We start from the raw sequence: 19,831 nt of genomic DNA, 5'->3' as shown, positions 1-19,831 counted from the left end.
TTCTCCGGCGTGCACCCCGGCTTTGCGGACAGCGTGTTTCCAGGTCGCCGCTGAACCGGAAAGCGAGCTTCCGCCCCGTCAGTGCACGGAGCGCAGCGACAGCCGGGGCAGCAGCCCCTGCCCCTCGCGCAGCATGAAATCCCAGAACGAGTGCGCACCCGGACCGAGGCTGTGGTCGGCGCGGCGGACCAGCAGCCAGTGCCGGCGGATCGGCAGGCCCTCGACGTTGAGCACGACCAGCCGCCTGGCCTTCAGCTCGGACTCGATGGTGTGCGCGGAGATCAGCGCGATGCCCAGACCGGCGATCACGGCCTGCTTGATCGTCTCGTTGCTGTCGATCTCCATCGCGATGCGCGGACGATCCGGGCTGATGCGATCCGCCAGCAGTTCGTAGACGGTACGGCTGCCGGAATCCGGCTCGCGCACCAGAAACCGTTCCGACGCCAGTTCCGCCAGCGCGATGCGTTCGCGCGACGCCAGCGGATGCTCCGGCGCCGCGGCGATCACCATCGGGTGCTCGCCCAGCGTGCGGTGCTCGGTCGGAAACTCGCTGCTCGGCCGCCCCATGATCGCGAGATCCACGCGGTACTCGCGCAGGGCCTCGATGATCTGCTTGCGGTTGCCGACGACGAGCCGGATCTCGATGCCCGGATACTCGCGGCCGAATGCCGCCACCGCCATCGGCGCGAAGTACTTGCCGGTGGACACCACGCCGACCGCCACGCGCCCGCCGCGCACGCCGCGCAGCACGTCGATCTGCTCCACGCAGCGCTCCAGCACCGTTTCCACCGCCTCGGCCGCGCCGAGCATCGTGCGCCCGGCCTCGGTGGAAATCAGGCCGCCGCTGGTGCGGCTGAACAGCAGGATGCCCAGTTCGTCCTCGATCTGTTTCAGCCGCGCGGTCAGCGCCGCGGGTGTGACATGCATCTCGGCCGCGGCGCGGGTCAGCGTGCCGCAGCGGGCGATCATCGCCACGGCGCGCAACTGCTTCAGGGTGAGGTTCGCCATGACAGCACCTTTAAAAAATATTTAACGATCAGTGAAATATTTTCAGTTTGTTTGAATAGCCGTGCGCACGATACGGTCTCGCCACCCCAGACGGCAAACGCCGCACCCGCGTCGCGAGGAGAACGCACGATGGCCCCGATTCAGATCCAGGCCCCAGTCCAGGCCCAGGCCGGCACCGGACACCCCGGCGGTCCGTCCGCATGAACATCGACCTGCTGCCGCTCGGCTTCTATGCCGCGCTGGTCGTCGGCCTGTGTGCGCTGATGCTCGGCCTGTCCGCCGTGCTCGGCGGCCGCACCCGCCTGACCGCGGCCGGCGCCGACACCTACGAGTCCGGCATCGTCTCGACCGGCGGCGCCCGGCTGCGGCTGTCGGCGCGCTTCTACCTGATGGCGATGTTCTTCGTGATCTTCGATCTCGAAGCCGCCTACGTCTTCGTCTGGGCCGTGGCCGCGCGCGAAGCCGGCTGGGCCGGTTATCTGGAACTGCTGGTGTTCCTCGGCCTGCTCGGTCTCGCCCTTGCGTGGCTGTGGCGCCGCGGCGCGCTGGACTGGAACCCGCCCCGACGCCGCACCGGAACCCGCTGATGGAATACACCCTGCAACCCTACAGCCGCGCCGCCGTGCCGGACGCCGCGCCCACGGACGAACAGGTGCAGCGCAGCGTGCTCACCGCGCGCCTGCACGATCTGGTCAACTGGGGCCGCAAGTATTCGCTGTGGCCGTTCAACTTCGGCCTGTCCTGCTGCTACGTGGAAATGGCCACGGCCTTCACCTCGCAGCACGACCTCGCGCGCTTCGGTTCCGAGGTCATCCGCGCCACGCCGCGCCAGTCCGACGTCATCGTCATTGCCGGCACGCCGTTCCTGAAGATGGCGCCGGTGATCAAGCGCCTCTACGAACAGATGCTGGAGCCCAAGTGGGTCATCAGCATGGGCTCCTGCGCCAACTCCGGCGGCATGTACGACATCTATTCCGTCGTCCAGGGCGTGGACAAGATCCTGCCGGTGGACGTGTACATCTCCGGGTGCCCTCCACGCCCGGAGGCATTCCTCGAAGCGCTGATCCTGCTGCAGGACTCGATCCAGCAGGAAAGCCGTCCGCTGTCGTGGGTGGTCGGCCCGCAGGGCGTCAGCCAGGTGCCGAAGACCTCGATCCGCGACCGCAAGCACGCGGAACGCGTGGCGATGACACGGCTGCACGATCCGGACACGCTGCCGTGAGCGCGGTGCTCGACGCCCCGGCGAGCGACATCGCCGCCGAACTGCGGCAGCGCTTCGCCGACGCAGCACCGCGGCCGCAGCCGACCTTCGACGGCATTCCCACGCTGTGGGTGGAGGCGTCGCAGTTGCTGGCCGTGCTGCGGCATCTCAAGCACGGCGTCGTCCAGCCCTACCTGCTGCTGTTCGACCTGACGGCCATCGACGAGCGCGTGCGCGTGCACCGCGACGGCCAGCCGGCGTCCGACTTCACCGTCGTCTATCACCTGATCTCGCTGGCGCGGAACAGCGACATCCGCATCAAGGTCGCGCTGCGCGGCCCGGCGCCGTCGCTGCCGTCGATCACCGCGCTGTGGCGCAACGCCGACTGGTACGAGCGCGAGGTCTGGGACCTGTTCGGCATCCGCTTCGACGGCCATCCGCATCTGGTGCGCATCATGATGCCGCGCACCTGGGAAGGGCATCCGCTGCGCAAGGACCACTACGCGCGCGCCACGGAAGCCGAACGCTTCGGCATGGACGAAGCGGGCATGGACCGCGAACAGGCGGCGCTGAAGATCGACCCCGCCGAATGGGGCATGCAGACCGACGGCGGGGATCACGATTTCATGATCCTCAACCTCGGCCCCAACCACCCCAGCGTGCACGGCGTGTTCCGCATCATGCTGCAGCTCGACGGCGAGGAAGTCGTCGAGGCGGTGCCGGACATCGGCTACCACCATCGCGGCGCCGAGAAGATGGGCGAGCGCCAGAGCTGGCATTCGTACATCCCGTACACCGATCGCATCGACTACCTCGGCGGGGTGATGAACAACCTGCCGTACCTGATGGCGATCGAGAAGATGGCCGGCATCACCGTGCCGGCGCGCGCGCAGACCATCCGCGTGATGCTCTGCGAGTTCTTCCGCATCACCTCGCACCTGCTGTTCTACGGCACCTACGCGCAGGACGTGGGCTCGATGAGCCCGGTGTTCTACATGTTCGTGGACCGGCAGAAGGCCTATGACGTCATCGAGGCGATCACCGGATTCCGCATGCACCCGGCGTGGTTCCGCATCGGCGGCGTCGCCGCCGACCTGCCGCAGGGATGGGAACGGCTCGTCCGCGAATTCCTCGACTGGATGCCGAAGCGCCTCAGGGACTACGAGAAGATGGCGTTGAAGAACACCATCCTCAGGAAGCGCAGCATCGGCATCGGCGCCTACGACGCCGACGAGGCCATCGAATGGGGCGTCACCGGCCCCAACCTGCGCGCCACCGGCCTGGCCTGGGACCTGCGCAAGGCGCGACCGTACTCCGGCTACGAGAACTTCGACTTCGAGATCCCCACCGGCAACAACGGCGACGTCTACGACCGCTGCCTCGTGCGCGTCGAGGAAATCCGCCAGAGCCTGCGCATCATCGAGCAGTGCCTGAAGCACATGCCGTCCGGCGACTACAAGGCGCGGCATCCGCTGACCACGCCGCCGGTGAAGGAACGCACGATGCAGGACATCGACACGCTGATCCATCACTTCCTCGGCGTGTCCTGGGGACCGGTGATGCCGCCGGGCGAGACCTTCGGCATGGTCGAGGGCACCAAGGGCCTCAACGGCTACTACCTGGTCAGCGACGGCGGCACCGGCAGCTACCGCACGCGCATCCGCACGCCCAGTTTTCCGCACCTGCAGCAGATCCCGGCGATGGCGCGCGGGTTCATGGTCGCCGACCTGATCGCGATCATCGCCAGCATCGACTTCGTCATGGCGGACGTGGACCGATGAAGATGCTCACCGAAGAAGAAAACCGCGAGATCGACCGCGAGCGGGCGCACTATGAACAGCCGCGCGCCGCGACCATCGAGGCTTTGAAGATCGTGCAGAAGCATCGCGGCTGGGTCAGCGACGACGCCGTCGCCGGCATCGCCGCACGCCTCGGCAGCTCGCCCGCCGCCGTCGATGCGGTCGCCACGTTCTACAACCTGATCTACCGCCGCCCGGTCGGCCGTCACGTGGTCCACGTCTGCGACTCGGTGTCGTGCTGGGTCATGGGGCAGACGAAGCTGTCCGACCTGTTGAAGGCGCGGCTGGGCATCGACTACGGCCAGACCACGCCGGACGGCCGCTTCACGCTGCTGCCGATCTGCTGCCTGGGCACCTGCGACCGCGCGCCGGCGATGCTGATCGGCGAGGACACGCACCGCGATCTCGAAACGCTCGACGCCGCCGCGCTCGACGCGCTGCTGGAGCGCTATCCGTGAGCGACGCACTGAATCAACGGCCGCTGACCGCGCGGCTGCTCGCCACCGACGGCGTGGTCACGCTGGATCGCTACCGCGAGGCCGGCGGCTATGAAGGACTGCGCGCGGCGCTGGCGATGTCGCCCGAGGCGATCATCGCCAGCGTGCGCGAGGCCGGCCTGCGCGGACGCGGCGGCGGCGGTTTTCCGACGGCGGTGAAATGGTCGCTGGTGCCGGACACGCCGGTACAGAAATACGTCATCGCCAACGGCGACGAGATGGAGCCCGGCACCTTCAAGGACCGGCTGCTGCTGGAACGCGATCCGCACCAGCTGATCGAGGGCATGGCCATCGCCGCGCGCGCGATCGGCGCGTCCGTCGGCTATGTCTTCCTGCGCGCCGAATACTTCGAGGCCGCGCGGCAGGTCAGCGCCGCCATCGCGGACGCGCAAGCCGCCGGCTGGCTCGGCGACGACCTCCAGGGCTCGGGCTTCTCGTTCCACCTGCACCTGCACACCAGCGCCGGCCGCTACATCTGCGGCGAGGAGACCGCGCTGATCTCGTCGCTCGAAGGCGGCCGGGCGATCCCGCGAGCCAAGCCGCCGTTCCCGGCCGTCGCCGGCCTGTTCGGCAAGCCGACCGTCGTCAACAACATCGAGACCCTGTGCAACGTGCCGCACATCCTGCGGCTCGGCGCCGACTGGTATCGCGGCCTGTCGCGCACCGACGAGGGCGGCACCAAGCTCTACGGCGTCTCCGGCAAGGTGCGGCGCCCCGGTTGCTGGGAACTGCCGATGGGCACGACCGCGCGCGAGATCATCGAGACGCACGCCGGCGGGATGCGCGACGGCCTCAAGCTGCGCGGCTTCCTGCCCGGCGGCGCGAGCACCGACTTTCTCACCGACGCGCAGCTCGACCTGCCGATGGATTACACGCACATCGCGAAGTCCGGTTCGCGTCTCGGCACCGGCACGATGATCCTGCTCGACGACCGGACCTCGCTGCTCGGGATGCTGCGCAATCTCGAAACCTTCTTCGCCCGCGAGTCCTGCGGCTGGTGCACGCCCTGCCGCGACGGCCTGCCGTGGACCGCAAAACTGCTCGGCGAACTCGAAGCCGGACGCGGCCGCCCCGAAGACCTGGAACTGCTCGCGCGGCAGACACGCCTGCTCGCGCCGGGCCGGACCTTCTGCGCGCACGCGCCGGGTGCGATGGAACCGCTGCAGTCGGCGCTGAAACATTTCCGCGAGGACTTCGAGCGCGCGCTCGCCCCCGCCGCCATCGGAGAGGCCGCCTGATGGGTCGCCCGCAGAACACGATCTGGATCGACGGCCAGCCGCAGGCCGCCGATCCGCGCCGCCACCTGCTCGAGGTCGCGCTCGAACTCGGCCTCGACCTGCCCTACTTCTGCTGGCATCCGGCGCTGGGCTGCGTCGGCGCCTGCCGGCAATGCGCCGTCACCCAGTACCGCGACGAGAACGACACGCAGGGCCGCATCGTCATGGCCTGCATGACGCCCTGCGCGGACGGCTCGCGCTTCTCGATCCACGCGCCGGCCGCGCAGGAGATGCGCCAGGGCGTCGTCGAGATGCTGATGACCAATCATCCGCACGACTGCCCGGTCTGCGAGGAAGGCGGCAACTGCCACCTGCAGGACGTCACGGTGATGACCGGCCAGGCCGAGCGCCGCTACCGTCACGCCAAGCGCACGCATCGCAACCAGGATCTCGGCCCGCTGGTCGCGCACGAGATGAACCGCTGCATCGCCTGCTACCGCTGCGTGCGCTTCTACCGCGACTACGCCGGCGGCACCGATCTCGATGCCTTCGGCGCGCACGACAACGTCTACTTCGGCCGCGCGCAGGACGGCACGCTGGAAAGCCCGTTCTCCGGCAATCTCGTCGAGGTCTGCCCCACCGGCGTGTTCACCGACAGACCCTACGGCGAGGACTACACGCGCAAGTGGGACCTGCAGAGCGCGCCCAGCGTCTGCGCGCACTGCTCGATCGGCTGCAACACCTTGCCGGGCGAGCGCTACGGCCGCATCAAGCGCATCGAGAACCGCTACCACGGCGAGATCAACGGCTATTTCCTCTGCGACCGCGGCCGTTACGGCCACGGCTACGCGCAGCGTGCGGATCGTCCGCGCGAACCGCGCTGGTGCGGCGAGACCGTCACGCGCAGCGCCGCCGCGAGCCGGCTCGACGCCGTCTGCGGCAGCGGGCGCGTGCTCGGCATCGGCTCGCCGCGCGCGTCGCTCGAAGCCAATTTCGCGCTGCGCCAGCGCGTCGGCGACGCCTGTTTCCATCGCGGCGAAAGCGCCGACGAGCAGGCCGCGACCGACGCCGCGCTGGCGCTGCTGCGCCATCCCGCCGTGCGCATCGCCGGCGTGCGCGACGCCGGGCGCAGCGACGCCGCCGTCGTGCTCGGCGAAGACGTCACGCAGACCGGTGCCCGGCTCTCGCTCGCGCTGCGCCAGATGGTCCGCCAGGACAGCTTCGAACAGGCCGATGCGATGCAGGTGCCGCGCTGGCAGGACGCATCGGTGCGCCTGATCGCGCAGGAAACACGCAGCCCGCTGTTCGTCGCCACGCCCGCGCCCAGCGACCTCGATGCACTCGCCAGAGCCAGCCTGCGTGCGGCACCGCCCGCGCTGGCCGCGCTGGCCGGCGAGATCGCGCAGCGCCTGTCGTCCCCGGAAGGCGACACCCTGGCCACCGGCATCGCTGCCGACATCGCCGCCGCACTGCTCGCGGCGAAGCGTCCGCTGCTCGTCACCGGCTGCGGCTGCCGCGATGCCGGGCTGCTGCGCGCCGCAACGCGGCTCGCCACCGCATTCCATGCCGCGACGGGCCGCCCGCTGGACGTCGCGGTGGTGTTCCCGGAAGCCAACAGCGCCGGCGCCGCACTGCTCGGCGGCCATGCCCTCGTCGATGCACTCGACGCGATGCGCGCCGGCCACGTGCAGACGCTGGTCGTGCTCGAGAACGACCTGTTCCGTCGCGTGCCCGCCGCCGAACTGGAGCCGGCGCTGGCACGCGTGCGCAATCTCGTCGTGCTCGATCACGTCGACTCGCCGACGGCGCAGGCCGCCGACCTGCTGCTGCCGGCCGCCAACGTCTTCGAGAGCGACGGCACCCTCGTCAACTTCGAGGGCCGCGCGCAGCGTCACTTCGCCGTGTTCCGTCCGCTCGAAGGCGCGCCGCGCCCGGCGTGGCGCTGGCTGCAGCACGGCGGCAGCTTCGACGGCCTGCACCAGCGCCTGGCGCAGCAGCTGCCCGCGCTCGCGCAGCCGGATCCGGCGACGCCCGGCAGCGATTTCCGCATCGCCGGCACGCGCATCCCGCGCCAGCCGCACCGCTACAGCGGACGCACGGCGATGCACGCCGCGCGCGACATCCACGAGCCGCGGCCGCCGCAGGACCACGCATCGCCGCTGGCCTTCAGCATGGAAGGCGCGCCGCCGACCGCCGCGCGACCGTCGGGACTCGCGCCCGTGGTCTGGGCGCCGAGCTGGAATTCCGGCCAGGCGCTGCACCGCTTCCAGCAGGAGATCGGCGGCGATCTGCGCGGCGGCAATCCCGGCATCCGCCTGATCGTGCCGCTGGACGTGACCGATGCCGGGAACGATGCCGAGGTCGCGGGCGCCACCGGACGCACCCCGCGCGCCGACGCGCTGGTGCCGCTGCACGATCTCTTCGCCGCCGAGGAGCTGTCCGCGCTCGCAGCTGTCATCACGCAGCGGCGCAGCGGACGCGACACCCTGCGCGTGCATCCCGACACCGCCGCGCGCCTGCGGCTGACCGGCGCGGAGATGGCGCGGCTGCGCATCGGCGCCACGACGCTGCGCCTGCCGCTGCACATCGACGCCGGATTCGCACGCAACGCCATCGGCGTGCCGCTCACGCTGCTCGCCGGCGCGCCGCTGTCCAGCGACTTCCAGCTCACCGGGGACGGCGCATGAACGGCAGCCCGCTGCTGACCGCCGCGCTGATTCTCGGCGGCCTCGTCACCGTCTCGGCGCTGCTGATCTGGGCCGAGCGGCGCCTGCTCGGGCTGTGGCAGGACCGCTACGGCCCGAACCGCGCCGGCCTGTTCGGCATCGGCCACGTGCTCGCCGACATGATCAAGATCTTCATGAAGGACGACTGGATTCCGCCGTTCGCCGACCGCGTGGTGTTCACCCTCGCGCCGGCGATCGTCATGGCGGCCGGCCTGCTCGCGTTCGCCGTCGTGCCGCTGTCGCCGCAGATCCACGTCGCCGCCGACTGGAACATCGCGCTGCTGTTCTTCCTCGCGGTGAGTTCGCTCGCGGTGTACTCGGTGCTGCTCGGCGGCTGGGCGTCCAACAGCAAGTACGCGCTGCTCGGCGCGTTGCGCGCCAGCGCGCAGACCATCGCCTACGAGGTGTTCATGGGCCTGGCGCTGATGGGCATCGTCGCGCAGGCCGGCACCTTCAGCCTCACCGGCATCGTCGAGGCGCAGCGCGACCTCTGGTTCATCGTGCCGCAGCTGCTCGGCTTCATGATCTTCCTCGTCGCCGCGCTGGCGGAAACCCACCGCGCGCCGCTGGACCTGCCGGAAGCCGAGCACGAACTGACGGCCGGCTTCCATACCGAATACTCCGGCATGAAGTTCGGCATGTTCTTCGTCGGCGAATACGCCGGCGTGGCGCTCGCGTCCGCAATGCTGACCACGCTGTTCTTCGGCGGATGGCTGGCGCCCTTCGGACTGCCGGAGGCGCCGCTGCTGTGGTTCGCGCTCAAGACCGCCTTCTTCATCGTCTGCTTCATCTGGCTGCGCGCCGCACTGCCGCGGCCGCGCTACGACCAGCTCATGAGCTTCGGCTGGAAGGTGCTGCTGCCGCTGTCGCTCGTCAACGTCGCCGTGACCGGCGCCGTCATTCTCTGGAGATCCTGATGCGCCTGCCGCACCTGATTCGCGACGTGCTCGAAGGCACGTGGACCCAATGGCTGTCGATGTGGCGTGTGATGCTGCACGCGTTCGCGCCGCGCGCCACGGTCCTCTACCCCGAGCAGAAGCCGGTGCTGCCGCCGCGCTACCGCGGCCGCATCGTGCTCACGCGCGATCCCGACGGCGAGGAGCGCTGCGTCGCCTGCAATCTCTGCGCGGTCGCCTGCCCGGTCGGCTGCATCGCGCTGCAGAAGGCCGAGCGCCCGGAGGACGGGCGCTGGTATCCCGAGTGGTTCCGCATCAATTTCTCGCGCTGCATCTACTGCGGCCTGTGCGAGGAAGCCTGCCCGACCTACGCGATCCAGCTGATCCCGGACTACGAGATGGCCGAGTACGACCGCCGCAACATGGTCTACGAGAAGGAGCATCTGCTGATCGCCGGCGAAGGCAAGCGCCACGGCTACAACTTCTACCGCGTCGCCGGCATCGGCATCGCCGGCAAGGACAAGGGCGAGGCGCTGAACGAAGCCGCGCCGGTCGACGTGAAGACCCTGCTGCCCTGATCGCCCGACGACCGCCATGGATCTCCTGTTCTCCACCTGCGCCGCCATCGCCGTGCTGGCCACCGCGCTGGCGATCTCCCGGCCCGATCCGGTGCATGCCCTGCTGAACCTCATCGTCTCGCTGCTGGCCACGGCCGGCGTGATGTTCTCGCTCGGCGCCGCGCTCGCGGCAGCCCTGCAGGTGCTGGTCTACGCCGGCGCGATCATGGTGCTGTTCGTCTTCGTGGTCATGCTGCTCAACGCCGGTCCCGAAGCGCGCGAGCGGGAGCGGCGCCTGCTGCGGCCGCGCTACTGGCTGTTGCCGTCGGCGATGTGCGCGGTGCTGCTGGCGCAACTGCTCTACGGCATGGCGACGCCGGCCGTGGCGCCCGCGGCCGGCATCGCCGTGGAAGCGAAGGCCGTCGGCATCCGCTTCTACGGTCCCTACCTGCTCGCGGTCGAGCTGGGCTCGTTCCTGCTGCTGGCCGGGCTGGTCGCGGCCTGGCGCATCGGCCGCATGCCGGAGCGCACGGCATGATCGCGGAGACCGCCGGGATCGATATCCCGACCCAGGCCGCGCTCGCGCTGTGCGCGACGCTGTTCGCGCTCGGCTGGGTGGCGCTGCTGCTGCGCCGCGGCCTGCTGTTCGTGCTGATGGCGCTGGAGATCATGCTCAACAGCGCCGGCCTCGCCTTCATCGTCGCCGGCGCGCGCTGGCAGCAGGCCGACGGACAGGTGCTCTACATCCTCGTGCTGACGCTCGCGGCGGCGGAGGTCGCCGTCGGTCTCGCGCTGGCGATGCAGCTCGCCCGCCACATCCGGACGCTGGAGCTGCCGGCGCTGAACCTGCTTGGACGGCCGAACCCTTTCCCCTCTCCCGCTGGCGGGAGAGGGTGGCCTGAAAGGCCGGGAGAGGGCGCGCCGCAGGCGCGTGCGGAACGGGCCGCACATTCCGGCGCCGCTTCGGGCGCCGCCCTCTCCCCTGCCCCTCTCCCGCAAGCGGGAGAGGGAATCGGATTCGAACGGTCATGACGTCAGAATCCCTGCTCCCCTGGATCGTCGCCGCGCCGCTGGCCGGCGCCGGCCTGCTGTTCACGTGGCGCGGCATCCCCGATCGCGCCGTGCCGTGGATCGGTGCCGGCTCGGTCGCCCTGGCCGCGCTGATCACCGCGCTGCTGTCGATCGCCTGGCTGCCGTCGCCGGAGCCGGTCACGCGCGTGCTGTGGACCTGGTTCTCGGTCGAAGGCTGGGCGCCGCGCATCGCGCTGCACCTCGACGGCCTCGCGCTGACGATGCTCTGGGTCATCACCGGCGTCGGCAGCCTGATCCACGTCTTCGCCGGCTGGTACCTGCACGGCGACGCCGGCATCCGCCGCTTCTTCGCGTACATGAACCTGTTCGTCGCCAGCATGCTGCTGCTGGTGCTCGCGGACGATCTGCTCGCGCTGTACTTCGGCTGGGAAGGCGTCGGCCTGTGCAGCTATTTGCTGATCGGCTACTACCGCGACGATCCGGCCAACGGCCATGCCGCGCGCAAGGCCTTCGTCATCACCCGCGTCGGCGACACGCTGATGGCATTGGGACTGTTCCTGCTCGTCCGCGAATTCGGCACGCTGGGCATCGCTGAGATCGTCGCGACGGCACCCGAACGGTTCGGCAGCGGCGATCCGGTCATCGCGCTGATCGCGCTGCTGCTGCTCGGCGGCGCCGCCGGAAAATCCGCGCAGATCCCGCTGCACACCTGGCTGCCGGACGCGATGGCCGGCCCGACGCCGGTGTCCGCGCTGATCCACGCGGCGACGATGGTCACGGCCGGCGTCTATCTCATCGCGCGCCTGCATCCCCTGTTCGAACTGGCGCCGGTCGTGCTGCAGGTCGTCGGCTGGATCGGCGCCATCGGCCTGCTGATGGCCGGCATCACCGCGCTGGCGCAGCGCGACATCAAGCGCATCCTCGCGTATTCGACGATGAGCCAGATCGCGTACATGTTCGTCGCCCTCGGCGCCGGCGCGTACACGGCGGCCGTGTTCCACCTGATGACGCATGCCTTCTTCAAGGCGCTGCTGTTCCTCGCGGCCGGTGCGGTGATCCACGCGCTGCACCACGAGCAGGACATCTTCCGCATGGGCGGACTGCGCCGCCGGCTGCCGCTGGCCTACGCCAGCTTCGTCGCCGGCTCCGGAGCGCTCGCCGCGCTGCCCTTCGTGACCGCCGGCTTCTACAGCAAGGACGCGATCCTGTTCGCGGCCTGGGGCGGCGGCCATTACGGCTGGTGGACCTTCGGCGCGCTCTGCGCGCTGCTGACCGGCGTCTATGCCTTCCGTCTCGTGTTCATCGTCTTCCACGGACCGGAGCGCAGGCACGGGCATCAAGCGCCGCACGAGGACCGCTCACTGCGGATGCGGCTGCCGCTGCTCGCACTGATCGGCCTGTCGCTGTTCGGCGCGCTGGTGCCGCTGACGGCGGCGCTGAGCCTGCCGGATGTGCACGTCGAGCATCCGCTGCCGGTGCTGCTGGCGCAGGTCGCACTGTCGCTGGGCGGCATCGGCATCGCCTGGCTGTTGTACGGCCGCGGCCGCGAGACGCCGGAGCCGCTGCGCGGCTGGCGCCGCATCGCCGCCGCGGCGTTCGGCTTCGATGCGCTGTTCGACCATCTCGTCGTGAACCCGTGGCTGGCGCTGTGCCGGCTGCTGCGCCGCGATCCCGCCGACGGCCTGTTCGCCGCCGGCATCGCCGCCCTCGCGCGCGGCCTGCACCACGGCGCACTGCTGCCGCAGACCGGGCAGCTGCGCAGCTACGCCGTGGCGATCGCGCTGGGCCTGATTCTGCTGCTGGGAGCCGCATTGTGGTGACGAGCCTGTTGCTGGACCTGCCTTTGTACGCGCTGATCGCGCTGCCCGTCGTCGGCGCGCTGCTCGCGTGGCCGGCCGCGCGCTGGCATGCCGACGCACCCCGCTGGGTCTCGCTGGCCACGCTCGCGGCGCTGACGCTGATGACGCTGCCGTGGCTGTTCGCATCGGCCGGCGACGCCTCGCCGTGGCTCGCCGAATTTCGCGCGCCGTGGATGCCGCGCTTCGGCATCGGCTTCAACCTCGCGATGGACGGCCTCGCCGCGCTGCTGATCCTGCTGACCGCCGTGCTCGGCCTCGCCGCGGTGCTGTGCTCGTGGCGCGAGATCCGCGAACAGACCGGCTTCTTCCACGCCAACCTGCTGCTGAACCTGGCCGGCGTCGCCGGCGTGTTCCTCGCCACCGACCTGATGCTGTTCTTCATCTGCTGGGAAGCGATGCTGGTGCCGATGTTCCTGCTGATCCTGCTGTGGGGTCACGGCGCCGGCCAGCCGCGCGGGCGCGTCTACGCGGCGATGAAGTTCTTCGTGTTCACGCAGGCTTCCGGCCTGCTGATGCTGGTCGCGATCCTGGCGATGGGCTGGTGGCACGCGGAACTGACCGGTCGTTGGTCGTTCGAGTACACGGACTGGCTCGCATTGTCGCTGCCCCACGACGTCGCGCAGTGGTTGATGCTTGGCTTCTTCGTCGCCTTCGCGGTCAAGCTGCCGGCGTTCCCGGTACATTCGTGGCTGCCGGATGCGCACTCGCAGGCGCCGACGGCCGGTTCGGTGATCCTCGCCGGCGTGCTGCTCAAGACCGGCGCGTTCGGCCTGATCCGCTACGGCATCAACCTGTTTCCGGAACCCGCCGCCGCATTCGCGCCCGTCGCGATGGCGCTCGGCGTCGCCGGCATCCTCTACGGCGCGGCGCTGGCGATGACGCAGACCGACATCAAGCGCTTCGTCGCCTACACCAGCGTCTCGCATATGGGCTTCGTGCTGCTCGGCGCCTACGCCGGCACCGAAACCGCATTGCAGGGCGTGATGGTGCTGCTGCTCGCGCACGGCCTGTCCACCGGCGCGCTGTTCATCCTCTGCGGCGCGCTGTACGAGCGTCTGCACACGCGCGAGTTCGGCCGCATGGGCGGCATCGCCGCGCGCGCGCCGCGCTACGCGACGGCGCTGGTGTTCTTCAGCGTCGCGTCGCTGGGCATGCCCGGCACCGGCAACTTCATCGCCGAGTTCCTGATCCTCGCGGGCAGCTTCCCGGTCGCGCCGTGGCCGACCGCCGTCGGCGCGACCGGCCTGATCGTGGCCGCGGTGTATTCGCTGATCGTCGTGCAGCGCGTGCTGCACGGACCACCGGCGGACGACGCCCCCGTGCAGGACCTGCTGCCGCGCGAGCGCGGCACGCTGGCCGCGGCGCTGCTGCTGCTGGTCGCGCTCGGGCTGTTTCCGCAGCCGCTGATCGACGCCGCGCGACCGGCGCTGGCGACGACCGCCGCACTGCTGCCGGCCGGGGACGCGCGATGATCCTCACCACCGCGCAATGGCTCGCCATCGCCCCGCTGCTGGTCGTCGGTGCCGGCGTCGCGGCCCTGTTGCTCCAGGGCTGCTTCGGCCGCAACCGCACGGCGGCCGCGACGATCGGCCTGGTCACGCTGGCGACGGCGGCGCTGCTGTCCGCGCCGACGGCCGACGGCGCAGTGGCGATTCCGGTCACGCCGCTGTTCATGGTCGACCACGGCGCCCGCCTGCTGTGGATGCTGTTCTGCGGCGCCGGCCTCGTCGTCGTCGCACTGCTGCGCGACTACGAGTGCGGCGCGCGCGATCCGGCGGACGAGGGCGTCCTGCTCGTGCTGCTGGCCGTGTTCGGCGCGCTGCTGCTCGCGGCCGCGAATCACGCCGCATCGCTGCTGCTCGGCCTCGAACTGATGGCCGTTGCGTTCTATGGCCTGATCGCGTGGCCGACGCACAGTCCGCAGCGGCTGGAGGCCGCGACCAAATACCTGATCCTCTCGGCGGCGGCTTCGGCGGCGCTGCTGTTCGGACTCGCCCTGCTCTATCTGCTCGCCGGCGACGCCGGCCTCGACGCGCTCGCGCCGCTGGCCGTCGCCGGATCGTCGCCGCTGGCGCTCGCCGGCGCGGCGCTGCTGTGGACCGGGCTCGCGTTCAAGCTGGCGCTGGCGCCGTTCCACCTGTGGACCGCGGACGTCTACCAGGGCGCACCGCTGCCAGTGACGGCGCTGCTGGCAACGCTGTCGAAGGCGGCCGTCGCCGCCGTGCTGCTGCGCCTGACCGCGGTCCTGCCGCCGCAGGGCGTGCTCTGGGGACTGCTCGCGCTGCTGGCGGCGGCGAGCATGCTCGTCGGCGCATCGGCCGCGCTGCTGACGCGATCGCTCAAGCGCATGCTCGCGTACTCGTCGATCGCCAATGCCGGCTACCTGATCGTGCCAGTGCTGATCGGCGGGCCGCTGGGTGCCGAGGCGGTGCTGTTCTTCCTGTTCGCCTATGTGCCTGCGGGCCTGATCGCCTTCGGCGCACTGTCGCAAATCTCCGCGCTCGAAGGCGCCGAGGCCGACGATCCGGCCGCGCTGCGCGGCCTCTGGCAGCGACGTCCCGCACTCGCGCTCGGGCTGATGCTGGCGCTGCTGTCGCTCGCGGGCGTGCCGTTGACGGCCGGTTTTCTCGGCAAGGTCTACATCGTCGCCACCGGCGTCGATGCCGGAACCTGGCTGCTGATCGGCGCACTCGTCATAAGTTCCGCGCTCGGCCTGTTCTATTACCTGCGCATCGCCGTGCTGCTGTTCCAGCCGCCCGACGACGCCGCTTCCGCACTTCCGCATCGCGGGGTCCGATGGTCGCCGATCCCGCTCGCACTCTCCTGTGGGCTGGTGTTGTGGTGGGGCATCCTGCCCGCGTCCCTGATGCAGGAGATCCGCACGACGACGCAGGCCGTCGCGCCTGGATGAATGCTGCTCCGGGTCTTTATCAAATTTTTATGAACGATTTATCAACAATATTTAGTTTGTTTTAAAGCCGAACGAGCTTTAGCTTTCATCACCAGACAGCAGCAGCGCCGGGTCGCGAACCACGGCGCCCAGCGCAACCGAGGAGAGCGCGCCCATGCATCCACCCGCCACCTTGCGGCAACACCTGCAGACGCTGGACCCGCTCCAGCAGTCGATGCACGCGGCCATCGCCGACACGGTTCTCGCGCTGGCCGACGGCGCGCGCGAACTCGCCGAGCTGATCTCGCTGGGCACGCTCGCCGGTACCCTGGGTGCGCTGCGCGGCGGCAGCAACGCCGACGGCGACGCGCAGAAGGAGCTGGACCTGCGCGCGCACGAGCTGTTCGTGGAACGCCTGCGCGGCGCGCCGGTCGCGGCGGTCGCGTCGGAGGAAGCCGAGGCGCCGCAGCGGCTCGATGCGAAGGCGCCGCTCGCCGTCGCGATCGATCCGCTGGACGGCTCGTCCAACATCGACACCAACGTCTCCATCGGCACGATCTTTTCGATCCTTCCCGCGATCGGCAACGCGGCGACGGATTTCCTGCAGCCCGGCCATGCTCAGCTGGCTGCAGGCTTTTTCATCTATGGCCCGCAGACCGCGCTGGTGCTGACGCTGGGCCGGGGCACGCAGGTGTTCATCCTCGATCGTCGCGACGGCGATTTCCGTCTCGCCCGGGCACAGTGCAAGCTGCCGGCCGGCACGCGCGAGTATGCGATCAACGCCTCCAACTACCGGCACTGGGAAGCGCCGATCCGCGCCTTCGTCGAGGACTGCGAGCGCGGCAGCGAGGGCCCGCGCGGCAGCGACTTCAACATGCGCTGGATCGCGTCGCTGGTCGCCGACGGCTACCGCATCCTCACGCGCGGCGGCGTGTTCCTCTACCCCGGCGACCGCCGCCGCGGCTATCGCCACGGCCGCCTGCGCCTGGTCTACGAGGCCAACCCGGTCGCGATGGTGATGGAACAGGCCGGCGGCGCGGCGACCGACGGCGTCCAGCGCATCCTCGACATCCAGCCGGCGACGCTGCACCAGCGGACGCCGCTGGTGTTCGGCGCGATCGACAAGGTCGAGCGCGTGCGCCGCTACCACGTCGAGTCCATCGCCGACAGCGCGCACTGGCCGCTGTTCGGCCGCCGCGGCCTGCTGCGCGGCTGAATCGCCGGAGTCCTTTCATGTCCGCACTGCATCCGATCATTTCCATCACCGGCTCCTCCGGCGCCGGCACCAGTTCGGTGAAGAACACCTTTGTCCAGATCTTCCGCCGCGAGAAGGTGCGCGCGGCGTACATCGAGGGAGATGCCTTCCATCGCTACGACCGCGCCGGCATGAAGCAGGCCATCGCCGAGGCCGCGGCGCGCGGCAACCATCACCTGAGCCATTTCGGCCCCGACGCGAACCTGCTGTCCGATCTCGAGGCCGTGTTCCACGAGTACGGCGAGAACGGCACCGGGCGCACGCGCCACTACGTGCACGACGAGGCCGAGGCGGAGCAGTACGGATCGCCGCCCGGCACGTTCACGCCCTGGGAGCCGCTGCCGGCGGACACCGACCTGCTGTTCTACGAGGGGCTGCACGGCGCGGTGGTCCACGACGGCGTCGATCTCGCGCGCCATGCCGACCTGAAGATCGGCATGGTGCCGACGATCAACCTCGAATGGATCCAGAAGCTGCACCGCGACCGTCACGAGCGCGGCTATTCCACCGAGGCGATCATGGACACGATGCTGCGGCGCATGCCGGACTACGTGCACTACATCTGCCCGCAGTTCACGAAGACGGACATCAACTTCCAGCGCGTACCGACGGTGGACACGTCGAATCCGTTCATCGCGCGCTGGATTCCAACGCCGGACGAGTCGATGGTCGTGATCCGCTTCCGCGATCCGCACGGCATCGACTTCCCGTACCTGCTGTCGATGATCCAGAACAGCTTCATGTCGCGTCCCAATTCCATCGTCATCCCCGGAGGCAAGCAGGCGCTGGCGATGCAACTGATCCTGACGCCGATGATCATGCGCCTCGTGGACCGGCGCCGGAGGATGCTGTGAGCGGCGCTGCGCCCAACGGCACCGCGCAGGCGGTGACGCACGCGCAGATGGCCGCCGCGCTGCGCGTGCTGGCGATGGATGCCGTCGAGCAGGCGCAGTCCGGCCATCCCGGCATGCCGATGGGCATGGCCGATGTCGCCACGGTGTTGTTCACGCGCTTCCTCAAGTACGACGCCGCCGCGCCCGACTGGCCGGATCGCGACCGCTTCGTGTTGTCCGCCGGTCACGGCTCGATGCTGCTGTACGCGCTGCTGCACCTGAGCGGCAACCCGGCGATGACGGTCGACGAGCTGCGCCGCTTCCGCCAGCTCGGGTCGCTTACGCCGGGTCATCCGGAATACGGCCACACGCCCGGCGTCGAGACCACGACCGGCCCGCTCGGCCAGGGGCTGGCGACGGCCGTGGGCATGGCCATTGCCGAACGCATGCTGTCCGCGCGCCACGGCCCCGGCCTGGTCGATCACCGCACCTGGGTCGTCGCCGGCGACGGCTGCCTGATGGAAGGCATCAGCCACGAGGCGATCTCGCTCGCGGGGCATCTGCGGCTGAACAAGCTCTGTGTGCTGTTCGACGACAACGGCATCACCATCGACGGCAGCACCGCGCTGAGCTGTTCCGACGACATGCTGCGCCGCTTCGAGGCCAGCGGCTGGGCCGCCTGCCGCATCGACGGTCACGACCCGGAACAGATCGCCGCGGCGCTCTCGGCCGCGCAGACCGGCGGCAAGCCGACGCTGATCGCCTGCCGCACGACCATCGGCTACGGTGCGCCGACCAAAGCCGGCACCGCCGGCGTGCACGGCGCACCGCTGGGCGCCGACGAGATCAGGGCCGCCCGCCGCGCCTTCGACTGGCCGCATCCGCCGTTCGAGATCCCCGGCGCCATCGCCGCCGCATGGCAGCGCGCGGGCGCGCGCGGTGCCGCGCTGCGCGAGCGCTGGCAGCAGCGGCTGGAACAGGCGCCGGCCGAACAACGCCGCGCCTTCGCCGAAGCGCTCGCCGGCGGGATCGCCCCCGGCGTCGGCGACGCGGTGCGGACGTTCAAGCGCGCCGCGCGCGAGGCCGGCAAGCCGGAGGCGACGCGCGTGTCCTCGCAGAAGGTGCTGGACCTGCTGGGCCGGGCGCAGCCGAACCTGGTCGGCGGCTCCGCCGACCTCACGCACTCGAACAACACCATCGCGGCCGGCATGCGTGCCGTCGCGCCCGGCGACTTCTCTGGCCGCTACCTGCACTACGGCATCCGCGAACACGCCATGGCCGCGGCGATGAACGGCATCGCGCTGCACGGCGGTTTCATTCCCTACGGCGGCACCTTCCTGGTGTTCTCCGACTATTGCCGGCCGTCGATGCGCCTGTCGGCGCTGATGAACCAGCGCGTGATCTACGTGATGACGCACGACTCGATCGGCCTGGGCGAGGACGGCCCCACGCATCAGCCGGTCGAGCACCTCGCGTCGCTGCGGGTGATTCCGAACCTGCAGGTCATGCGCCCGGCCGACGCGGTCGAAACCGCCGAATGCTGGCAGCTCGCGCTGCAGTCGGCGCAGACGCCGTCGGTGCTGTGCCTGTCGCGGCAGAACCTGCCGATCCTGCGCACCGCGCACGACGACGACAACCGCTGTGCGCGCGGCGCTTACGTGCTGCGTGAAGCGCAGGGCAGACGCGACGCCACGCTGCTGGCGACCGGCTCCGAGGTGGCGCTGGCGCTCGACGCCGCGCTGCAGCTGGCCACGCAGGGCATCGACGCCGCAGTCGTGTCGATGCCGTGCTGGGAGCGCTTCGAGCAGCAGCCGGCCGACTATCGCAAGGCGGTCCTCGGAACCGCGCCGCGCTTCGGCGTCGAGGCCGCGCTGCGCCAGGGCTGGGACCGCTGGCTCGGCGACGACGGCGGGTTCATCGGCATGACCGGCTTCGGCGCCAGCGCGCCGGCCAAGGATCTGTATCCGCACTTCGGCCTGACCGTGGAGCGCATTACAGAAATCGTGCGCACGGCAGTTCAGGCCTCCTCGCCGGCACGTCGGGAAGAAGCTTGAGCCACGC

The 19,831-nt window shown here is 70.1% G+C and carries 16 protein-coding genes and 1 pseudogene; 16 read left to right on the top strand and 1 reads right to left on the bottom strand.

Annotated elements, in window-relative coordinates; translation table 11 throughout:
- Positions 1-78: 78 nt before the first annotated feature.
- Positions 79-1,008: a LysR family transcriptional regulator gene (locus C8D93_RS15065; protein ID WP_110266048.1), complete on the bottom strand. Its 930-nt coding sequence runs from the start codon at positions 1,006-1,008 to the stop codon at positions 79-81.
- A gap of 200 nt (positions 1,009-1,208) precedes the next feature.
- On the opposite strand from C8D93_RS15065, the gene ndhC reads away from it, so the two are divergent.
- The 16 genes and pseudogenes from ndhC to tkt all read left to right on the top strand — a co-directional run bounded on the left by ndhC (position 1,209) and on the right by tkt (position 19,824).
- Positions 1,209-1,595: an NADH-quinone oxidoreductase subunit A gene (ndhC, locus tag C8D93_RS15060; RefSeq protein ID WP_110266047.1), complete on the top strand. Its 387-nt coding sequence runs from the start codon at positions 1,209-1,211 to the stop codon at positions 1,593-1,595.
- Positions 1,595-2,230: an NADH-quinone oxidoreductase subunit B gene (locus tag C8D93_RS15055; RefSeq protein WP_110266212.1), complete on the top strand. Its 636-nt coding sequence runs from the start codon at positions 1,595-1,597 to the stop codon at positions 2,228-2,230. Before ndhC ends, C8D93_RS15055 begins: the two co-directional genes overlap by 1 nt.
- Entirely contained in the window at positions 2,227-3,990 is a 1,764-nt protein-coding gene (nuoC, locus tag C8D93_RS15050) for an NADH-quinone oxidoreductase subunit C/D (RefSeq protein WP_110266046.1), read from the top strand. Before C8D93_RS15055 ends, nuoC begins: the two co-directional genes overlap by 4 nt.
- 2 nt (positions 3,991-3,992) lie before the next feature.
- On the top strand, positions 3,993-4,466 hold the full coding sequence (gene nuoE / locus C8D93_RS15045; protein ID WP_110266211.1) for an NADH-quinone oxidoreductase subunit NuoE: 474 nt from the start codon (positions 3,993-3,995) through the stop codon (positions 4,464-4,466).
- Positions 4,463-5,743, top strand: coding sequence for an NADH-quinone oxidoreductase subunit NuoF (gene nuoF, locus C8D93_RS15040; RefSeq protein ID WP_211307368.1), 1,281 nt, complete (start codon positions 4,463-4,465; stop codon positions 5,741-5,743). The genes nuoE and nuoF overlap by 4 nt, the downstream gene beginning before the upstream one ends.
- Positions 5,743-8,409: an NADH-quinone oxidoreductase subunit NuoG gene (nuoG, locus tag C8D93_RS15035; protein WP_110266045.1), complete on the top strand. Its 2,667-nt coding sequence runs from the start codon at positions 5,743-5,745 to the stop codon at positions 8,407-8,409. Before nuoF ends, nuoG begins: the two co-directional genes overlap by 1 nt.
- Positions 8,406-9,365, top strand: coding sequence for an NADH-quinone oxidoreductase subunit NuoH (gene nuoH, locus C8D93_RS15030; protein WP_110266044.1), 960 nt, complete (start codon positions 8,406-8,408; stop codon positions 9,363-9,365). The genes nuoG and nuoH overlap by 4 nt, the downstream gene beginning before the upstream one ends.
- Positions 9,365-9,922, top strand: coding sequence for an NADH-quinone oxidoreductase subunit NuoI (nuoI, locus tag C8D93_RS15025; protein WP_110266043.1), 558 nt, complete (start codon positions 9,365-9,367; stop codon positions 9,920-9,922). Before nuoH ends, nuoI begins: the two co-directional genes overlap by 1 nt.
- 16 nt (positions 9,923-9,938) lie before the next feature.
- Positions 9,939-10,439, top strand: coding sequence for an NADH-quinone oxidoreductase subunit J (nuoJ, locus tag C8D93_RS15020; protein WP_110266042.1), 501 nt, complete (start codon positions 9,939-9,941; stop codon positions 10,437-10,439).
- Positions 10,436-10,741, top strand: a pseudogene (gene nuoK / locus C8D93_RS20750) (NADH-quinone oxidoreductase subunit NuoK); the annotation flags it as partial. The gene nuoJ and the pseudogene nuoK, both read left to right, overlap by 4 nt.
- A 188-nt stretch (positions 10,742-10,929) precedes the next feature.
- Positions 10,930-12,753 carry an NADH-quinone oxidoreductase subunit L gene (nuoL, locus tag C8D93_RS15010; RefSeq protein WP_110266040.1) on the top strand — a complete coding sequence of 608 codons (1,824 nt, stop codon included), beginning with the start codon at positions 10,930-10,932 and terminating at the stop codon, positions 12,751-12,753.
- A 17-nt stretch (positions 12,754-12,770) separates the two neighbouring features.
- A complete protein-coding gene (locus tag C8D93_RS15005) occupies positions 12,771-14,264 on the top strand; it encodes a complex I subunit 4 family protein (protein ID WP_110266209.1) in 1,494 nt (497 codons plus the stop codon).
- Positions 14,261-15,703 carry an NADH-quinone oxidoreductase subunit N gene (locus tag C8D93_RS15000; protein WP_110266039.1) on the top strand — a complete coding sequence of 481 codons (1,443 nt, stop codon included), beginning with the start codon at positions 14,261-14,263 and terminating at the stop codon, positions 15,701-15,703. Before C8D93_RS15005 ends, C8D93_RS15000 begins: the two co-directional genes overlap by 4 nt.
- Before the next feature lie 154 nt (positions 15,704-15,857).
- Entirely contained in the window at positions 15,858-16,898 is a 1,041-nt protein-coding gene (locus C8D93_RS14995; protein WP_110266038.1) for a class 1 fructose-bisphosphatase, read from the top strand.
- 17 nt (positions 16,899-16,915) lie between these two features.
- Positions 16,916-17,791 carry a phosphoribulokinase gene (locus C8D93_RS14990; RefSeq protein WP_110266037.1) on the top strand — a complete coding sequence of 292 codons (876 nt, stop codon included), beginning with the start codon at positions 16,916-16,918 and terminating at the stop codon, positions 17,789-17,791.
- A gap of 47 nt (positions 17,792-17,838) precedes the next feature.
- Complete coding sequence (gene tkt / locus C8D93_RS14985; RefSeq protein ID WP_110266208.1) at positions 17,839-19,824, top strand: transketolase; 1,986 nt, start codon at positions 17,839-17,841, stop codon at positions 19,822-19,824.
- Positions 19,825-19,831 lie beyond the last annotated feature (7 nt).

This window comes from Sinimarinibacterium flocculans (assembly GCF_003201205.1).
GTDB lineage: Bacteria > Pseudomonadota > Gammaproteobacteria > Nevskiales > Nevskiaceae > Solimonas > Solimonas flocculans.
This window is presented reverse-complemented; position numbering and strand designations above follow the sequence as displayed.

Bases quoted from the DNA above. Each gene is read 5' to 3' on its own strand.
- C8D93_RS15065 (WP_110266048.1), bottom strand. From the start codon at position 1,008: ATGGCGAACCTCACCCTGAAGCAGTTGCGCGCCGTGGCGATGATCGCC.
- ndhC (WP_110266047.1), top strand. From the start codon at position 1,209: ATGAACATCGACCTGCTGCCGCTCGGCTTCTATGCCGCGCTGGTCGTC.
- C8D93_RS15055 (WP_110266212.1), top strand. From the start codon at position 1,595: ATGGAATACACCCTGCAACCCTACAGCCGCGCCGCCGTGCCGGACGCC.
- nuoE (WP_110266211.1), top strand. From the start codon at position 3,993: ATGCTCACCGAAGAAGAAAACCGCGAGATCGACCGCGAGCGGGCGCAC.
- nuoG (WP_110266045.1), top strand. From the start codon at position 5,743: ATGGGTCGCCCGCAGAACACGATCTGGATCGACGGCCAGCCGCAGGCC.
- nuoH (WP_110266044.1), top strand. From the start codon at position 8,406: ATGAACGGCAGCCCGCTGCTGACCGCCGCGCTGATTCTCGGCGGCCTC.
- nuoI (WP_110266043.1), top strand. From the start codon at position 9,365: ATGCGCCTGCCGCACCTGATTCGCGACGTGCTCGAAGGCACGTGGACC.
- nuoJ (WP_110266042.1), top strand. From the start codon at position 9,939: ATGGATCTCCTGTTCTCCACCTGCGCCGCCATCGCCGTGCTGGCCACC.
- nuoL (WP_110266040.1), top strand. From the start codon at position 10,930: ATGACGTCAGAATCCCTGCTCCCCTGGATCGTCGCCGCGCCGCTGGCC.
- C8D93_RS15000 (WP_110266039.1), top strand. From the start codon at position 14,261: ATGATCCTCACCACCGCGCAATGGCTCGCCATCGCCCCGCTGCTGGTC.
- C8D93_RS14995 (WP_110266038.1), top strand. From the start codon at position 15,858: ATGCATCCACCCGCCACCTTGCGGCAACACCTGCAGACGCTGGACCCG.
- C8D93_RS14990 (WP_110266037.1), top strand. From the start codon at position 16,916: ATGTCCGCACTGCATCCGATCATTTCCATCACCGGCTCCTCCGGCGCC.
- tkt (WP_110266208.1), top strand. From the start codon at position 17,839: ATGGCCGCCGCGCTGCGCGTGCTGGCGATGGATGCCGTCGAGCAGGCG.